Origin of the sequence: Streptomyces sp. NPDC020747, assembly GCF_044334695.1 — a bacterium.
GTDB lineage: Bacteria > Actinomycetota > Actinomycetes > Streptomycetales > Streptomycetaceae > Streptomyces.
In genome coordinates, this window is record NZ_JBIRTJ010000003.1 from 101935 (window position 1) to 118072 (window position 16138).

A 16138-nucleotide genomic window follows, 5' to 3' on the forward strand; every position below is an offset into this window, starting at 1 on the left:
GCTGAGGGATCGGAAGAGGTGAGGCTGGGGCGAGGAGAGAGGAGAGGAGAGGAGACGCGATGCGAGAGCGCTCAGGTCCTGGCGCGGAGGACGTCGATGTTTCCCCAGTTGGACCGTGCGCGGACCTTGACCGTCTCCTCGGTCTGCTCCGGGGCCTCCGACGTGGCGAGCGTGTTGCGTACGTGCCCGCGGTTGGAGCTGACGTCGAGCCAGGCGGCGGTGCCCTCGCGGATGCCGACCTCGATGGCGCCGTTGGAGGTCTCCAACTGGACGGTGCCGCGGACGACTTCGGCGACGCGAAGTGAGCCGTTGGTCGCGGTGCCGGTGACCGACGCCTCGGCGCGCGCGACGTCGATGGCGCCGTTGGCACCGCTCATCCGCAGCTCGCCGGTCACGGTACCGACGGTCGTGGTGCCGTGCGAGTTCTTCAGGACGGCGGGGCCGTCGACGGTGCCGACGCGCACGTTGCCGCTGCTGCTGGTGATCTCGGCCCTGCCCTCGACCCGGTCCACGGTGATCGTGCCGTGCGACACGGTCAGCTGCAGTGGGCCGGTCTCGCCGAAACGGGCGTCGCCGGTCGAGGTCTTCATGTGGAGCTCACCGAGCCGGCCTTCGCCGAACGCCTGGACCCAGGAGCCGGTGATGTCGACGCGCGAGCCTGCCGGCAGGCCGACCGTCACGTCGACGGCGCCGGAGGGCCCGATGAGGTAGCGCTCCTTCGTCCTGATCGTCAGGACACCGCCGGCGTACGTGACCTCGGTCTGCTCGGCGGCCCGCACGTCCTTGTCCCTCTTGGGGGTGGCGGGACGCACCTCGACGACCGTGTCGAGGCGGTCGCCCGCGGTGAAGTGGATGGAACCGGCTCCCACGTGCGCCGTGACCGAGATCGGTTCGGGAGTTTCGAAAGAAGGCATGGCTGTCCCGTCCTCGTGAGTCCTTGGGCCGTCCCCGCTGGTGGGACGTGGTGTAGGTGGAGTGGTACGGGTGAAGTGGTACGGGTGAAGTGGCGCGGGCGCGGCTAGCGCACCCAGCCCGTGATGCTCTGGCCGGTGGTCTGGGTCCTCTCCGTCGTACGTGGCCGGGCGCCGCCGTCGACCGCCGCCGACACGGCGCGCACCAGCCACGCGTTGACCGACAGGCCCTCGCGGGTCGCGGCCTCCTCGGCCCGGGCCTTGAGGTGAGCCGGCATACGCAGGTTGACGCGGGCGGTGCCGCTCTCGTCACCGTCGGCCGGGGCCGGGGCCCTGAACGGTTCGACGGGCTCGGCCGGCTCCACGGAGGCGCCGCCGTCGGTGGGCGGCGGTGTCACCACGAAGTCGGGGTCGAGTCCGCGCAGCCGTACGTCGACCGAGCCGGGGGCGAGTTCACGGGTGATCTCGTCCGTCGCGGCGGAGAGCACGTTGAGCATGACCAGCCGGGTCGCCGACTCCAGCGGAGCCGTCAGCCTCTCCGCCAGCTCGCGGGCTTCGTCGCCGCCGGCTTCGGCGGCCACCGCAAGTTCGCGGCGGAGGCTGTCGACATACGGGGTGAGGTCCATGACGCCATGATGGCACCACAATGGCGCCACACGCAAGCCGCAAGGTGACATCACAGCGCTGATCGTCGACGAAACCGCTCTGAACTGCAGAAACGCACTGGCACCTGACTGGGCGATTGTGGTGCCATGTGCAGCCTTGCGCGTCGGGGGGCGGAGAATGGCACAGGGAGGCACCAGATGGCACCACTCGGCGCCGCCTTGCGCCACCCATGCCGCCAACGCCACCAACGCCGCCCGGCGCCAAGCCGTGCCACCCGACGCCATGTGCCCCTCCACAGCCCCTGAACTGCGAGAAAACGGACATCCATCGCATGCGGATCAAGGGTCGTGTCATGCTCAGATCTCCGTTCCCATCCCTGTCCCTGCCCCTGCCCCTGCCCCTGTCCCTGTCCCTGTCCCTGTCCCTGTCCCTGTCCCCGATCCTGTTCTCCTCTTCTCCTGCTTCCTGTCCCAAGGACCGCCCGTGACCAAGGCTCTACCCGGCCCGCCACAGGACGCCCGGGCCGCGCAGACGTCACCGACACACCCACCGACACGCCCACCGATACGAATACCGGCGCAGACGCGGGAGCAAGTGCCGGTACCCACGCGGGCCTCGCCCGGGTCCGCGATACCCGGGCCGGTCGCGCTCCCTCCGCGTGACCGGCGCCCCCGCCGAACCGGCCCGGCCGGCCGGTACGACCCGTATCTCCTCGCGGTCGCCCTCTTCACCGCCTACGCGGCTCTCTCCCTCGCCCGCTACCGGCACCTGGCCACCCGTTCCTGGGACCTCGGCATCTTCGAGCAGGCCGTTCGCGCGTACGCGCACCTCCAGGCGCCCGTCGTCGATCTGAAGGGGCCCGGGACCAATGCCCTGGGCGACCACTTCAGCCCGGTCACCGCTCTCCTCGCCCCCGTCTACCGGGTCTTCCCCTCCCCGGTCACCCTGCTCGTCGCACAGGCCGCGCTGTTCGCACTGTCGGCCGTACCGGTGACCCGTGCGGCGGCCGGACTGCTGGGGCGTCCGCGCGGGCTGGCGATCGGCGTCGCGTACGGCCTGTCGTGGGGCATCCAGCGTGCCGTCGACTTCGACTTCCACGAGATCTGCTTCGCCGTGCCCCTGATCGCCTTCAGCCTGGAGGCGATCCTGGCCCGGCGGTGGCGCGCGGCGCTGCTGTGGGCGCTGCCGCTCGTGCTGGTCAAGGAGGACCTCGGGGTGACGGTGGCGGCCATCGCCCTCGTCGTCGCCCTGCGGTGCCGCCGCGACTCCCGGCGCACGGTCCTGTACGCCCTCGCCGTGGCGGCCCTGGGCATCGCCGCCACCCTGGTCGTACTCGTCGTCGTCATCCCGGCCTTCAACACGACCGGCGGGTACGACTACTGGACCAAGGTCGACGGCGGCCCGACCTTCCTCGACGGTACGGACACCAAACTCCGCACCCTCGCCTGGCTGTTGGTGCCGACCACCGGGCTGCTGGCGCTGCGCTCCCCGCTGTCCGTCGTCGCGCTGCCCACGCTCGGGTGGCGGTTCCTCTCCTCCGACGACCACTACTGGGGGACCGACTGGCACTACAGCGCGGTCCTGATGCCCGTCCTGGCACTCGCCCTCGTCGACGCCCTCGCCGGTGCCCGGTACAGCCCGCGGCCCTGGCTGCGTTCGTACGCGCACCAGCTGCCGACGGCCCTCGCCGCGGCCGCGCTCGCGCTCACGACCACGCTCCCGCTGTCCGTGCTGACCGAGCCCGCCGCCTACCGCAAGCCGGCGCGCGTCACCGCGGCCGAGCGCCTTCTGGACCGGATCCCGGACGGCGCGACCGTCGAGGCCGACATCCGCCCCAGCAGCCGCCTCACCTCACGCTGCCGAGTCCTGTGGGTGGGCGACACCCGCGGCATCACCCCCGACTACATCGCCCTGCACAACCCCGACGACCGGATCCGCGACATCGAGGCACGCGCGCTCCGGCTCCACCCCGACGCCAGTTACTCGCTCGTCGGCACCGTCGAGGGATACGTCGTCCTCAAGCTCGACCCGTGATCGTGCCTTCCCCCGGCTGTTCCTACTCCCCCGGTTCCTCCGAGGAGCCCAGCACCGCGATCGTGCCCTGCGCCACGGCGCACAGGCTCTCGGTGCCCTCGTCGTCCACGGTGGACAGGTCGCAACGGCAGACGACGCGGGTGCGGCCGGCCCGGACGACCCGTGCGTGGGCCCGCAGCAGTACGCCCTCGGCCGGGCGCAGATAGTCGATGGTGAAGCCGGCGGTGATCAGCCGGGAGTGGGTGGCGGCGCCCGCGGCGAAGGTCAGCGCGTTGTCGGCGGCGTAACCGAGCACCCCGCCGTGCAGGAAGCCGTACTGCTGGCGCAGGTCGTCGCGGACGTCCAGCTCAAGCGTCGCCTCGCCGTCCCCGAAGGACACCAGACGGGCACCGACCAGGTTGCTGAAGGGCTGGGCCGCCAGCACCTTCTGGGCAGCCGCCAGATCCGGGATGTCACTCACACCGCACCCCACTTCACTTCACGTCACTTCACTAGTGAAGTGAGAATCCCGCGCACCCGCCTGATCTGTCAAGATCGCCCCATGTCCGAGACCGGCCCCGACCCCGGGGACACCCCCGAGCCCGACCAGCGCCTCTTCTTCCATCTCCAGCGAGCGGCCCACCAGTTGCGTACGACCGCGGACCGGCGCTGTCTGGCCGCCGCCGGGGTCACCACGGCGCAGCTCGGCGCGCTGTTCGCCGTGCGCGAGCAACCCGGCATCACTCAGCGGGAGTTGGCCCGCACTCTGGGGCTGCGCGAGTCCGCCGTCACCGCGCTCGTCACCCGGCTCACCACGGCCGGTCTCGTCACCAAGCAGGCGCACCCGCGCGAACACCGGGCAGTGACACTGGAGTTGACGTCCGAGGGGGCCGACGCGCTGCGCGCTGCCCAGCCCGAGATCGACCGGTTCAACGGCGAGGTGCGGGCCCTGCTCGGCGAGGACGAGTTCGTACGTACCTCCGCGGCCCTCCGCCGACTCGCGCGCTGGGAGTCCTGACCGGTGCCGCCCTGCCGGACGGGTGTCAGCGGAGGATCTTCACCCGGCGGGTCTCCGACACCTGGTCGATGTCCGACGTGCGGATGGTGACCTTCATCGTCCAGGTGCCCGGGATGGGGAGGTTGAGGGACGAGGTGCCCCAGTAGCCGCCCTTGTCGGTGAGGCCGGCGTCGATGGGGCCGATCTTCTGGGACGCGAGGGTGAAGGAGAGGCGGATCTCGGGGACCGTGGCGATGCCTCCGTCGGGGCCGATGACGACGGCCTCGACCGTGTTCTCGCCGACGCGGCCCGGTTCCAGGATGATCTGGACCTTCCCGTGGCCGCCCGGGGTGCCGACGTCGAACGGGATCAGCGTGGTCGACGCGGTCCGCTGATCGGCCACCGCGGTCTTCTCGGCCGCCGCCGTCTCGATCTCGGCGCGCCCCGGCTGCGTACCGGTGAGAACCGTCGTGATGACCAGCACGACCACACCCACGACGACCTCGGCCAGGACCGAGCGGCGCAGGGCACCGCGGCGGGCGCTGGGCAAAGAGGTCGGCTCGGACTCGTTTTCGGGCGCCTCTTCGGACCCGTCTCCGGTGGCCGCCGACGAGGACTCCCCCGTGTCCCGGCCCGAGCTGTCGGCCCCGGGGCCGGAGTCCGCACCCCCGGCCACAGCCCCGGCCGCCCCCTCGGCCGCACCGCCGCCCGCGCGCGCCCCCACCGTCTCAAGGACCGGCACCCTCAACGGTTCCTCCGTGTCCGTCAGCCGGCCAGTCCAGCGGCGCGAGAAACCCGCCGCCGCGAGCAGCAGGACCACCGCGCACACCTTGGCGACCAGGATCTGCCCGTACGACGTGTCGAACATCGCGTCCCACGAGCCGAGCCCCCGCCAGGACTGGTAGACGCCGGTCAGCACGAGCACGCCGACCGAGGCGAACGCCAGGCGCGAGAAAACGGTCACGGAGGCCGCCGGGAGCAGCGCCTCCGAGCGGTGGAGCGTGGTGAGGAGCGCCGCGAGGCCGCCCAGCCAGACCGCCATCGCCAGCAGGTGCAGTACGGAGGAGGTCATCGCCAGGGGGACCTGGATCCCGGCGGAGGCGTGCTCGGCGGCGGCCCACGTGACCGCCAGACCGACGGCGAGAAGCCCGCCGACCGCGAGCACGACCGGCTTCGGCCGCATCTGTTCCTGCTCCGGGCCCTCCGATTCCGCCGCTGCGCCCCGGCCGAGCCGTACGAGGAAGACCGCCGCCCCGGCCAGCAGCGCGAGGCGGGCCAGCAGGGCCCAGCCCGGCCTGCTGGTCAGGGTGTTCTCGATGAGTTCGGGGTCCAGGAGGGTGGAGGGGCCGGTGCCGCGCTCGTACGGGCCGCGTATCAGGAGGAGCGCGGCCGTGGAGGCGACGAGGACCCACCAGCCGGCCCGGACGAGTCCGCGCAGGGGCTCGGCGGAGGGCGGGCGGCAGGCCAGGACGAAGGTGACCGCGCCGATGAGCAGGGCGACGGCGGCGTACGCGGCGTAGCGGGCGATGTCGTAGAGCGCGCCCGAGGCGGGGTTCACGGCCGGCTCGGCGGAGACGGACGCCGTGGTCTCGGACGGTTTGCCGATGGAGAAGGTGAAGGCGCCGGAGATGGGGTGGCTGTCCGCCGAGACCACCCGCCAGGCCACGGTGTACGTGCCGTCGGCCAGGCCGTCGCCGAGCGGCACGCGGACGGTGTTGGACCGGCCGGACTCGTGCTCGGTGTCGCCCGCGTTGACCCGGCGGTTCTCGGGGCTGAGGACGCGCAGCGAGTCGTCGGTGATGCCGACCGCCTCGGTGAAGGTCATGGTGACCTGCTTCGGCGCGGACTTGAGGACGGTTCCCTCGCCGGGGGTCGTCTCGCGCACGGCCGAGTGGGCGGACACCGGGCCCGCGCCGCCCAGCAGGAACAGCGTGCCCAGCAGCACGACGAGGGCCGCTGCCCGGCGTGGCGCCGACACCCGTAGTAGCCGTAGCACTCGGTGTATGCGGCGCACTCGGCCCACGTCGCCTCTCCCTACCGCTCGTCCCACTCGTCCTGCTCGTCCCGCTCGCACCGCACGTCCAGCTACCGCTGTGTCTGCGGCCGCGGCCTCGGCCTCGGCCTCGGTGGGAGTACGGATGTACGCGACACCTTGTTCACCACGTCGGCCGCGCCGACACCCCGCCGTCCACGACCAGGTCGTGCCCGGTGATCCAGGAGGCCATCGGCGAGGCGAGGAAGACACAGGCGTCGCCCACGTCCTCGGGACGCCCCAGCCTCCCGGTGGGGACCGCCTGTTGCCAACGCCGTACGCCGTCGGGCCACGCCTGAGCGAGGCCCGCGCGGTCGATCAGCCCCGGAGAGACGGTGTTCACGCGGATTCCGTAGGGACCGTACTCCAGGGCCGCGGAGCGCGCGTGCGCGACGACGGCCGCCTTGGACGCGCAGTAGTGGGCGTGGAGAGGGGCGGGGTGTGTGGCCTCGATGGACGCGATGTGCGTGATGCTGCCCACAGGCCCACCGGACGAGCCCCGCCGGCCGCCCGGGTCACTCGGGTCACTCGGATCGGCCTGCTCCCTCCCGTCGCGCATCGCCTTCACCGCCGCCTGCGTGCACGCGAACACGCTCGACAGGTTGGCGTCGACCACCGCCCGCCAGTCCCCCGCCGTCATCCCGGGCAGCTGCTGGACCGGCTGTACGCCCGCGTTGTTGACCAGGGCCGTCAGCGGGCCGCACCGGTCGACGGCCTCGCGCACCAGGCGGTGGCACTCGTCCTCGACGGTCAGATCGGCGCGCAGGGCGACCGCGTGTCCGCCCGAGTCCTCGATGAGGCCGACGACTTCACGGGCGGCCTCCTCGTTCGTACGGAAGTGGACGGCCACGGCCGCCCCCGCCGCGGCGAACCGCAGCGCGATGCCCCGGCCGATACCGCCCGACGCCCCGGTGACGAGGGCGACCTGCCCGTCGAGAAGCCCGCTGAGGTGTCCGCTGCCGCGTGCGCCGCCGTGTCCGTCGTCCGGGCCGCTCACGGGCGGCTCAGCGCGGCGATCAGCGCGGCCCGGTCCGGGTGGCGGGCGGTGAGTTCCGCCGCGTCCCCGTGCTCGTACCCCTCGTAGGTGAAACCGGGCGCCATCGTGCACCCGAAGAACGACCAGCCGGTGCCGGCGGCGACCCGCGCGCCCATCCAGGTGCGTGCGGGCACGGTGTACTGGAGGTGCTGGCCGCCGAGGACGTCGGAGCCGAGCAGGACCGTACGGGACGTGCCGTCGGGGGACAGGAGCAGCATCTCCAGCGGATCCCCCAGGTAGAAGTGCCAGGTCTCGTCGGCGGGGAGCCGGTGGAGTGCGGAGAAGTCACCGGGTTCCGCGGTCAGGAGGACCACTATCGCGGACCCCTCGGGGCGGCCGTCGGGCCGTTCGGGACCCGCCCAGGTACGGCGGAAGAGACCGCCCTCCTTGGGGATGGGCTCCAGCTTGTAGTGGGCGACCAGGGCTTCGGGAGTGATGTCATGGACCACCTGTCGACCATGCCCCAAAGGGAGTTGCCGATCCACCAACCGGATCCCGACGCGCGGAACACCGGACGCCCCGCCGAGCACCGCACCGAGACGCTCGTCGCCCGCCTCGCCCCTAATAGCCCGCTGCTTCCCTTGTCAGGAACGCCAGTTGGGCCTTCTTCGCGGGCAGGTGCACCTCCGGCAGGTCGATCTCCGGGAGCACGACCGGTGGACCGAGTACGAAGCCCTGGCGGGTCAGCCGGGCGATCGCCTTCTCGTTGCGGGGATCGGGTTCGACCACGACCCGGCGCCGGTCGAGGACGCCCAGCACGTACACGGTGAACGCGGTCAGCAGCGCCGAGCTGTACTCCGGCCGTTCGTCGCCCTCGCCCGCGGGCCCGATCAGCAGATGAACGCCGATGTCGCCCGGCTCCACCTCGTAGCACTCGCCGACCCGGTCGGCCGCGGGCTCGTACGTCTGGAAGAGCGCGGCCGGGCGGCCGTCCAGGACGGCCAGGTAGGCGTGGTGGGAGTCGAGGGAGTCGAGATGCCGGTACGTCTCCAGCACCTGCTCCCTGGCGAAGCCGCCCATGCCCCAGAAGCGGGCACGCTCGGCCGTCACCCAGGCGTGGAGCACGTCCAGGTCGGCGTCCGGGTCCACGCGCAGCACGCGGACCGTGCCGAGACCGTCGACGACCTGCACGTGGACGGCCTCCCGGCTCTCGGCGTACGGCTCGGACGTCATCGTTCTGTCCTCCATGTCCTGTCCTCCATGAGCTCGGTCCAGTCGGTCACGACGGGGACGAGATCTCCCCTGACCCACAAGGGGAGTTGATCGCGGTGGTGCGGTGAGTCCGGGACGCCCGAGGCACCGAACGGCACCACCCAGAGGCTGTTCTCGCGCCGCGCGACATCCCACACATAGCGGGCGGCGGGACCGCGAGCGGCCCGGTCGGTGAGCCCCGGCACGGCGGAGGTGCACAGCACGCAGTCGTGGTCGCCGGAGAGCCCGGGCTCCCGTTCGTCGTCCTCGTCGTCCTCGTCGTACGAGGGGTCCGGCAGCGCCCGCCAGGGAGCGAGGCGGTGGGTGTCCCCCCACGTGCCCTTCGGCGGGTCTCCGGCCACCTCCTCCACGGCCGCCCTGACGGCCTCGGCGCGGTCGATCCCGTACAACTCCTCGGCCCTGAGCAGGCTTTCGAGGGCGAAGGCCACACGCGGGACGAGAGCGAGCCAGGGGCGGAAGACCTCGGGGTGGAGCGGGGGTTCGGTGAGGCCGGCCAGGGCGGGGTGGGCCGCGAGGCGGCGTACGACCGCGCCCCGGACCGCCGCGTAGGTAGCCGCCCCTGTGCTGTCGGCGGTCATCCGGCGGTCCCAGTGAAGGAGCCGGTCGCGCAGGGCGGCGGCCTCGGGGGTGAGGTCGTCGAGGGCGGCGAGGTGGTCCAACAGCGGGGCCGCGGAGGCGAGATGGGTGTCCATGTGGAGGGCGGCCATGTCGGCGGCGGACCAGTCCCGCCGGGTGCCGAGGAGTGCGCGCAGCCGGGTGGCCCGGTGGGGCGGGGCGAACTCGACGCCGAGCGGGGTCGCCGGGCCGCGCTGGTTCGCCATCACCGCGATGCCGTCGTCGACCGTGCCGCGCGGCATGGGGGCGTACCAGCCGCGCCACTCGTGGCCGGGCTCCCAGGCGTTGACGATCCGCGTGCGGTTGTCCTCGCTCCGGACCGGGACCCGGCCCGCGACCCGGTGCAGCAGGCCGCCCTCGGTGTCGGCGGCCTGGACGACGTTGACGGGCTCGGCCCAGTCGTCGAACGCGCGGTCCACATCGGCGACCCGGCGGGCACGGAGGAGGGGGAGGAGAGAGGAGAAGCCGAGGTCCTCGCTGACGCGGGGCGGGTGCCAGATCCCGTCCGGGCCGAGGGCCTCCACCCGGCCGCCGTCTCCGACACCATCTCCAACGCGGCCTCCGTCTCCGGTCCGGCGGAGCCGTTCGCGGTACAGGTCCTGGTAGTCGGCCATCGCGTTGGTGATCGCCCAGGCGACCGTGCCCGTGTGGCCGAAGTGGGCGATGCCCGGGACGCCCGGTACGGCGAGGCCGACGACGTCGAACTCCGGGCAGGACAGGCGGATCTGCTGGTAGACGCCGGGGGCCTCGATGTAGCGGTGGGGGTCGCCGGCGATGACCGGCCCGCCGGTGGCGGTGCGCTCGCCGGTGACGAGCCAGCCGTTGCTGCCGGAGGTGCCGGGCCCGTCGGTGGCGAAGAGCGCGACCGCGTCCGGACCGAGGTGGCGTACGACCTCCTCGCGCCACAGCTTGGCCGGGAACCCGGCGAACAGGACGTGCGTGGCGAGCCAGACGCCGAGCGGGGTCCAGGGCTCCCAGTGGCCGGGGGCGAGGCCGACGGCCGTGAACTCGGGGGCGCGGCGGGCGCCTTCGGGCAGGCCCTGGTTGACCCCGTCGACGTACGCCCGGACCCAGGCGGCCGTCTCGGGGTCCCGTCTCTCCAGTGTGGTGAAGCAGCGTCTCGCCGTGTCGTCGAGCCGGGCCTGTCTCGCGAACCGGTCCCAGGCGAGGGCGTCCGCGCCGAGGAACGCGGCCGAGGTGCCGCGCGCCCGGTGCCGCTCGACCTCCAGCTGCCAGGCGCGGTCGTGGGCGGTGGCCAGACCCTGGGCGTGGGCGAGTTCACGCGCGTCGCCCGCGCGCAGATGTGGGACACCCCAGGCATCGCGGTAGATCTCGACGGTCACCCTGCATCTCCCATGTTAATTAGGTTAGGCTCACCTAAGTAAGGTGCGCCGGAATCGTACGCGAGGGGTGAAGAAGTCATGGGGCAGGGTCACGGCTGGGAGGGCGCGGTCCTCAAACTGTTCCGGGGCAAGGACTTCGTGTTCACGGTCACGGGTGCGGAGGACGTCACCGAGCACTACCGCCGGGTGCGTCTCACCGACGGCGGCATGCTCGCGGCGACCGGGGTGCACCCGACGATGTGGGTGCGGCTGTGGTTCGACAACGCGGGCAAGCCGCACCAGCGGGCGTACACACTCGTGGACCCCGATCCGGCCGCGGGGACGTTCGGCCTGGAGTTCGCGCTGCACGAGGGGTGCGCGAGCGAGTGGGCGCGGGCCGCGAAGCCCGGGGACACGATCGAGGCGACGGTCCAGGGCACGGGGTTCACGGACCCGGACCCGGCGCCCTCCCACGTGCTGGCGATCGGGGACACGGCCTCCCTCCCCGCGCTCAACTCCCTCCTCGGGGCGGTGGGTTCGGCGCCCACGACGATCTGGTTCGAGTCGGCGGAGGGCCTGGACGGCCTGCCGCTCCAGGCGGACCCCGACCGCCACGACGTCCGTACGGTCCCCCGGCTCGACCAGGGCGCGCACCTGGTCGCCCAGGTGAAGGAGGCCGTGCCGGAACTTCTGAAGGACGCGGCCGACCCGTACGTCTGGATCGCCTGCGACACGGCGACGACGCGGGCGCTGGCCGCCTACTTCCGCAAGGAGCTGGCGCTGCCGAAACAGCGGGTGAACGCGCTGGGGTACTGGCGCGCGGCCTGAGCGGCCACGCGCGATGATCGGAGCATGGACGCCACGCTTCACCTAGCCCAGCAGCCCGAGGCCGACGAACTGCTCGGCCGCAGCCCGCTCGCCGCGCTCGTCGGCATGCTCCTCGACCAGCAGGTTCCGATGGAGTGGGCCTTCGCGGGCCCGTACACGATCGCGCAACGCCTCGGTACGGACGATCTCGACGCGCACGAGATCGCGGCGCACGACCCCGAGGCCTTCGCGGCGCTGCTGTCCGAGAAGCCGGCCGTGCACCGCTACCCGGGCTCGATGGCGAAGCGGGTCCAGCAGCTGTGCCAGTACCTCGTGGAGCACTACGAAGGGGACGCGGCGAAGGTCTGGGAGGGCGTGAAGACCGGCGAGGAACTCCTCCGCCGTCTCAAGGAACTGCCCGGCTTCGGCGCCCAGAAGGCGCAGATCTTCCTCGCCCTGCTGGGCAAACAGCTCGGCGTACGCCCGAAGGGCTGGCGCGAGGCGGCCGGCGCGTACGGGGAGGACAAGTCCTTCCGCTCGGTCGCCGACATCACGGGGCCGGAGTCGCTGGTGAAGGTACGGGCGCACAAGCAGGAGATGAAGGCGGCGGCGAGAGCGGAGAAGGCGCCGAAGGCCTCCGGCAAGTAAGGGCCTCCGGCTCGTAGGAGCGGTCAGTCGGTCGGCCGTCCCGGGTGGCGGGGTGCCGGACGCCGGTCCGAGCATGGAGCATGGCCGAGGTACCGAGCGGAGCGCCCTGGGGGTCGGACAACGACGACCGGCGGGTCCACGCGGCCCGCGACCCGCACCGGCCGGAGAGGCCCGGCGGGCTCGGAGGGCTCGGTGGCCCCGGAGGACCCGGAGGCCCTGAGCATCCTCTCTTCCTCCTCACGCGCAACGCCTGGCAGGCCGTGCTGGCCGCCGGGATCGCGACGCTGGCGCTCGGCGTCATGATCCTGGTGTGGCCCGAGGCGACGCTGTTCGCGGCGGGAGTGCTGTTCGGGCTCTACCTGCTCTTCAGCGGCGTACTCCAACTGGTCTCCGCCTTCGGTACGCACGCGGCGACCTCCCTGCGGGTCATGGCCTTCATCAGCGGCGCCCTGTCGATCCTGCTCGGCCTGTTCTGCTTCCGCGGGGCGATGCAGTCGATCCTGCTGCTCGCGCTGTGGATCGGCATCGGGTGGCTGTTCCGGGGCGTGACACAGACCCTGGCCGCGGTGTCCGACCCGTCCGTCCCCGCGCGCGGCTGGCAGATCCTCCTCGGCGTCCTCAGCTTCCTCGCCGGCGTCGTCCTGATCGTCTCCCCGTTCGAGTCGGTCGCCGTCCTCACGGTGGTCGGCGGCTGCTGGCTCCTCGCCCTCGGCATCACGGAGACCATCACGGCGGCGCAATTGCGCAGACATGCGCGGTTCGCTCCGCGGGCGCCTTGAGGTGGGGCCGGGCTGTGGTCGGGTGCGGCCCGGTGGGGGCTTGTCACAGCCCCGCGCCCCTGGAAGCGGGGCCGCACCCCGGCTTCTGTCTTTTGGGGGCGCGGGGAACCGCGCGCTCAGCCCCCACCCACCCGCACCCGCACAGAACAGCCCGCCACAGGCACCCGCCTACGCCAAGAGGGCGGATCTCGGGACCCGGCCGATGAACCACCCACCCGTCCGGGGGACATGACCTCTCATGAGCCCCGACCGGTTCGCCCCGCGGCGCGGACGCCGGAACCGTCGGCCCATCTGGCCACGGTTCCTCATGGCGCTCGCGGCCCTGCTGTGCGCGACGTGCACGGTGAGCGCCGTGGGCGGCCACACCGGAACCCGCACCGCACCACCGGCCGCCGTCTCCACCGAGTCCGGTCTGGAACACCCCCACGACCTCCTGGACACCGCCCTGCGCCCACCGGCCCGCCAGGGCCACCGCCCCCTCGTACCCCAGCGCCCCGCACGACCCCCCGCCCCCGCACACCCGCGCCCGAGGCCCCACGCCCACCCCGCACCTCGGTCGTACGCCCCCGCCCCGCGCGCCCAGCGCTGCATGGTCCTCCGCTGCTGACGGTCCCGCTCCGGACCACTCACCTCCCCCCAGCAGCACGAGAGGACCCCTCATGTCGAAGGACCCGTACGCGATCCTGCGTGCCCTCGTACGCGCCGAATCCCTGCGCAACGCCCCGAAGCCGACGCCGACGCGTGACACGCACCAGGTCACCCCGGAACCCGCTCCGGAGCGGCAGTCCCCGCCGAAGGACCACGAGCGCGGCTGAGCCGCCCGCCCGGGGAGGCGGACCTGTACCGCCTCCCCGGGCCGAACCGAACCGGGCCACGCCCCGGCGCCGACTACCGCCTGCGCCGGGCCGTTCCGAAGATCGACCGGGTGATCTCACGGCCGATCTGAGTGCCCAGACTGCGGGCCAGGGACTTGAAGACCCCGCTGCCGACGACCTGCTCGACGACGGAGGAGTCCCGGTCGTCACCCTTCCGCCCACGGCCACGGCCCCCCGACGAAGCCGGCGCCGACTCCGAGGAAGAGCTGGAAGCCGAAGGAGCCGAAGGTGACGAGGAGGTCGGTGCGGAGGTCGGTGCGGACGCGGCCCCCGCCTCCCTCGCCGTCAGCTTCTCGTACGCCGACTCCCGGTCGACCGCCTCCGCGTAACGCCCGTACAGCGGCGACTCCTTGACCGCCCGGTCGAGGGCGGCCGGTTCGACGGGAGCCATCAGGGACTCCGGCGCCCGCAGCCGCGTCGCCGCGACCGGGGTCGGCGCGCCCTTCTCGCTGAGGACGGTGACCACGGCCTCGCCGGTGCCGAGCGCGGTGAGGACCTCCTCCAGGTCGTACGGGGAGTTGGGGAAGGTCTTCACGGTTGCCTTGAGGGCCTTCTGGTCGTCGGGCGTGAAGGCGCGCAGCGCGTGCTGGACCCGGTTGCCGAGCTGGGCGAGGACATCCCCGGGCACGTCCTTGGGCGTCTGTGTGACGAAGAAGACGCCGACCCCCTTCGAGCGAATCAGCCGGACGGTCTGGGTGATGGCGTCCAGGAATGCCTTCGACGCGTCGTTGAAGAGCAGGTGCGCCTCGTCGAAGAAGAAGACGAGTTTGGGCTTGTCCACGTCCCCGACTTCCGGCAGATCGTGGAAGAGGTCGGCGAGCAGCCACATCAGGAACGTGGAGAAGAGCTGCGGTTTGTCCTGCACGGCGGGCAGTTCCAGGACGGAGACCGTGCCCCGCCCGTCCCCCGTCACACGCGACAGCTCACTCGTGTCGAACTCCGGCTCCCCGAAGAACGGGCTCATCCCCTGCGCCTCGAACGCCGTCAGCGAGCGCAGGATCACCCCGGCCGTGGCCGTGGAGAGCCCGCCGATGCCCTTGAGCTCGGACTTCCCCTCGTCGGAGGTCAGGAAGGTCACCACGGCCCGCAGATCCTTCAGGTCGACCAGCTCCAAACCCTTCTGGTCGGCGTAGTGGAAGATCAGGCCGAGCGACTGCTCCTGGGTCTGGTTGAGCTGGAGCACCTTGGACAGCAGGACCGGCCCGAAGCTGGTGACGGTCGCGCGTACGGGGATGCCGTGGCCCATGCCCCCGAGGGCGTAGAACTCGCAGGGGAACCCGGCCGGCGTCCACTCCTGGCGGACCTCCCCGGCCCGTGCCCGCACCTTGTCGTTCTCCTGACCCGGCGCCGAGATCCCGGAGACGTCACCCTTCACATCGGCGAGGAACACCGGCACGCCCTGCGCGGACAACTGCTCCGCGACGAGCTGCAGGGTCTTCGTCTTGCCCGTACCGGTGGCCCCGGCGACCAGCCCGTGCCGGTTGAGCATCGGCAGCGGGATCCGGATCTGTACGTCCGGCAGGCACCGCCCGTCCCACAGCAGGGCGCCCAGATCGAGCGCGGGGCCCGTGAAGGCGTACCCGGAGGCGATTTCGAGGACCGGCCGCGGAAGCGCGGGAGCGCCGCTCACGCCTTCGGGTGCCTTTGCCGGCGGCGCTTCACTGTCAGTCATTTCAGACCCCTGTTCCCGGTTTGCCCAAGGCTGACCTCGGCCCGCATCCGAACCGATCTTGAAAGGGTGATCTAGGAGAATTACCGGTTTGCCCCTGTTTACGGCGTCATTTCCAGCGTCGCACTCCGCCACCATGGCTGCGCCCGGAAGCTCTTGACCGGTAGGCTTTCCGTGTGATCTTCAAGCGCATCGGAAACGGCCGGCCGTACCCCGACCACGGCCGGGAAAGCACCCGGCAGTGGGCGGACGTCGCGCCACGCCCGGTCCGCCTCGACCAGTTGGTGACGACCAAGGGTCAGCTCGACCTGGAAACGCTGCTCGCCGAGGACTCCACGTTCTACGGCGACCTCTTCGCGCACGTCGTGAAGTGGCAGGGCGATCTCTACCTCGAAGACGGCCTCCACAGAGCCGTCCGAGCCGCCCTCCAACAGCGCCAGGTCCTGCACGCCCGAGTCCTGGAACTGGACTGAGCGGGACTCTGCAGCCCGGTTCCGCAGGGGCCCCCGTCAGGGGCGCGAGGCTGTGACACATGCGGCTCCGCCGCGTGGGCGCGCTCGGCCACGGCCGGCCCGCACCCCGAAGCACCGCCCCCCGGCGGAGCGAATTGGCCCTT

General features: G+C 72.2%; 17 protein-coding genes. 8 read left to right on the forward strand and 9 right to left on the reverse strand.

Going from position 1 to position 16138, the window contains the following annotated elements:
• Positions 1 to 71 precede the first annotated feature (71 nt).
• Together ACH4YP_RS09570 and ACH4YP_RS09575 are read right to left on the reverse strand one after the other, a co-directional pair.
• The gene (locus ACH4YP_RS09570) at positions 72 to 914 is read right to left on the reverse strand and encodes a DUF4097 family beta strand repeat-containing protein (RefSeq protein ID WP_361053093.1); all 843 of its coding nucleotides are present in this window, start codon (positions 912 to 914) and stop codon (positions 72 to 74) included.
• Between the two features lie 104 nt (positions 915 to 1018).
• Positions 1019 to 1537 carry a toxin-antitoxin system HicB family antitoxin gene (locus tag ACH4YP_RS09575; RefSeq protein WP_398490134.1) on the reverse strand — a complete coding sequence of 173 codons (519 nt, stop codon included), beginning with the start codon at positions 1535 to 1537 and terminating at the stop codon, positions 1019 to 1021.
• 574 nt (positions 1538 to 2111) lie between these two features.
• On the opposite strand from ACH4YP_RS09575, the gene ACH4YP_RS09580 reads away from it, so the two are divergent.
• Positions 2112 to 3551 (forward strand): DUF2079 domain-containing protein, encoded by a 1440-nt coding sequence (locus ACH4YP_RS09580; RefSeq protein ID WP_398490136.1) that lies wholly within the window; start codon positions 2112 to 2114, stop codon positions 3549 to 3551.
• A gap of 22 nt (positions 3552 to 3573) precedes the next feature.
• On the opposite strand, the gene ACH4YP_RS09585 is transcribed toward ACH4YP_RS09580, so the two are convergent.
• Complete coding sequence (locus ACH4YP_RS09585; protein ID WP_361053084.1) at positions 3574 to 4011, reverse strand: PaaI family thioesterase; 438 nt, start codon at positions 4009 to 4011, stop codon at positions 3574 to 3576.
• Between the two features lie 81 nt (positions 4012 to 4092).
• On the opposite strand from ACH4YP_RS09585, the gene ACH4YP_RS09590 reads away from it, so the two are divergent.
• Positions 4093 to 4548 (forward strand): MarR family winged helix-turn-helix transcriptional regulator, encoded by a 456-nt coding sequence (locus ACH4YP_RS09590; RefSeq protein ID WP_361053081.1) that lies wholly within the window; start codon positions 4093 to 4095, stop codon positions 4546 to 4548.
• Positions 4549 to 4573: 25 nt separating this feature from the next.
• Here ACH4YP_RS09590 and ACH4YP_RS09595 read toward each other — a convergent pair whose 3' ends face one another.
• From ACH4YP_RS09595 to ACH4YP_RS09615, 5 genes are all read right to left on the reverse strand, one after another.
• Positions 4574 to 6505, reverse strand: coding sequence for a copper resistance CopC/CopD family protein (locus ACH4YP_RS09595; protein WP_398490138.1), 1932 nt, complete (start codon positions 6503 to 6505; stop codon positions 4574 to 4576).
• Between the two features lie 178 nt (positions 6506 to 6683).
• Positions 6684 to 7556: an SDR family NAD(P)-dependent oxidoreductase gene (locus ACH4YP_RS09600; protein WP_361053076.1), complete on the reverse strand. Its 873-nt coding sequence runs from the start codon at positions 7554 to 7556 to the stop codon at positions 6684 to 6686.
• A complete protein-coding gene (locus tag ACH4YP_RS09605; RefSeq protein WP_398490529.1) occupies positions 7553 to 8032 on the reverse strand; it encodes a cupin domain-containing protein in 480 nt (159 codons plus the stop codon). The genes ACH4YP_RS09600 and ACH4YP_RS09605 overlap by 4 nt, the downstream gene beginning before the upstream one ends.
• 124 nt (positions 8033 to 8156) lie before the next feature.
• Positions 8157 to 8783: a GNAT family N-acetyltransferase gene (locus ACH4YP_RS09610; RefSeq protein WP_398490140.1), complete on the reverse strand. Its 627-nt coding sequence runs from the start codon at positions 8781 to 8783 to the stop codon at positions 8157 to 8159.
• A complete protein-coding gene (locus ACH4YP_RS09615; protein ID WP_398490141.1) occupies positions 8765 to 10765 on the reverse strand; it encodes a penicillin acylase family protein in 2001 nt (666 codons plus the stop codon). Before ACH4YP_RS09615 ends, ACH4YP_RS09610 begins: the two co-directional genes overlap by 19 nt.
• A 78-nt stretch (positions 10766 to 10843) precedes the next feature.
• Here ACH4YP_RS09615 and ACH4YP_RS09620 point away from each other — a divergent pair, with 78 nt between their 5' ends.
• From ACH4YP_RS09620 to ACH4YP_RS09640, 5 genes are all read left to right on the forward strand, one after another.
• A complete protein-coding gene (locus ACH4YP_RS09620; protein ID WP_361053067.1) occupies positions 10844 to 11572 on the forward strand; it encodes a siderophore-interacting protein in 729 nt (242 codons plus the stop codon).
• Between the two features lie 24 nt (positions 11573 to 11596).
• Positions 11597 to 12199, forward strand: coding sequence for an HhH-GPD-type base excision DNA repair protein (locus tag ACH4YP_RS09625; protein WP_361053064.1), 603 nt, complete (start codon positions 11597 to 11599; stop codon positions 12197 to 12199).
• 80 nt (positions 12200 to 12279) lie between these two features.
• A complete protein-coding gene (locus ACH4YP_RS09630) occupies positions 12280 to 12978 on the forward strand; it encodes an HdeD family acid-resistance protein (protein ID WP_398490142.1) in 699 nt (232 codons plus the stop codon).
• A gap of 238 nt (positions 12979 to 13216) precedes the next feature.
• Positions 13217 to 13585, forward strand: a complete 369-nt coding sequence (locus ACH4YP_RS09635) for a hypothetical protein (protein WP_361053059.1) — start codon at positions 13217 to 13219, stop codon at positions 13583 to 13585.
• Between the two features lie 52 nt (positions 13586 to 13637).
• A complete protein-coding gene (locus ACH4YP_RS09640) occupies positions 13638 to 13793 on the forward strand; it encodes a hypothetical protein (RefSeq protein WP_361053056.1) in 156 nt (51 codons plus the stop codon).
• 73 nt (positions 13794 to 13866) lie between these two features.
• Here the strand turns inward: ACH4YP_RS09640 and ACH4YP_RS09645 are convergent, their stop codons facing one another.
• Complete coding sequence (locus ACH4YP_RS09645) at positions 13867 to 15525, reverse strand: helicase HerA-like domain-containing protein (RefSeq protein ID WP_398490144.1); 1659 nt, start codon at positions 15523 to 15525, stop codon at positions 13867 to 13869.
• Between the two features lie 173 nt (positions 15526 to 15698).
• Between ACH4YP_RS09645 and ACH4YP_RS09650 the strand changes: the two genes are divergently transcribed.
• Entirely contained in the window at positions 15699 to 15995 is a 297-nt protein-coding gene (locus ACH4YP_RS09650) for a type II toxin-antitoxin system VapB family antitoxin (RefSeq protein WP_003999914.1), read from the forward strand.
• Positions 15996 to 16138 lie beyond the last annotated feature (143 nt).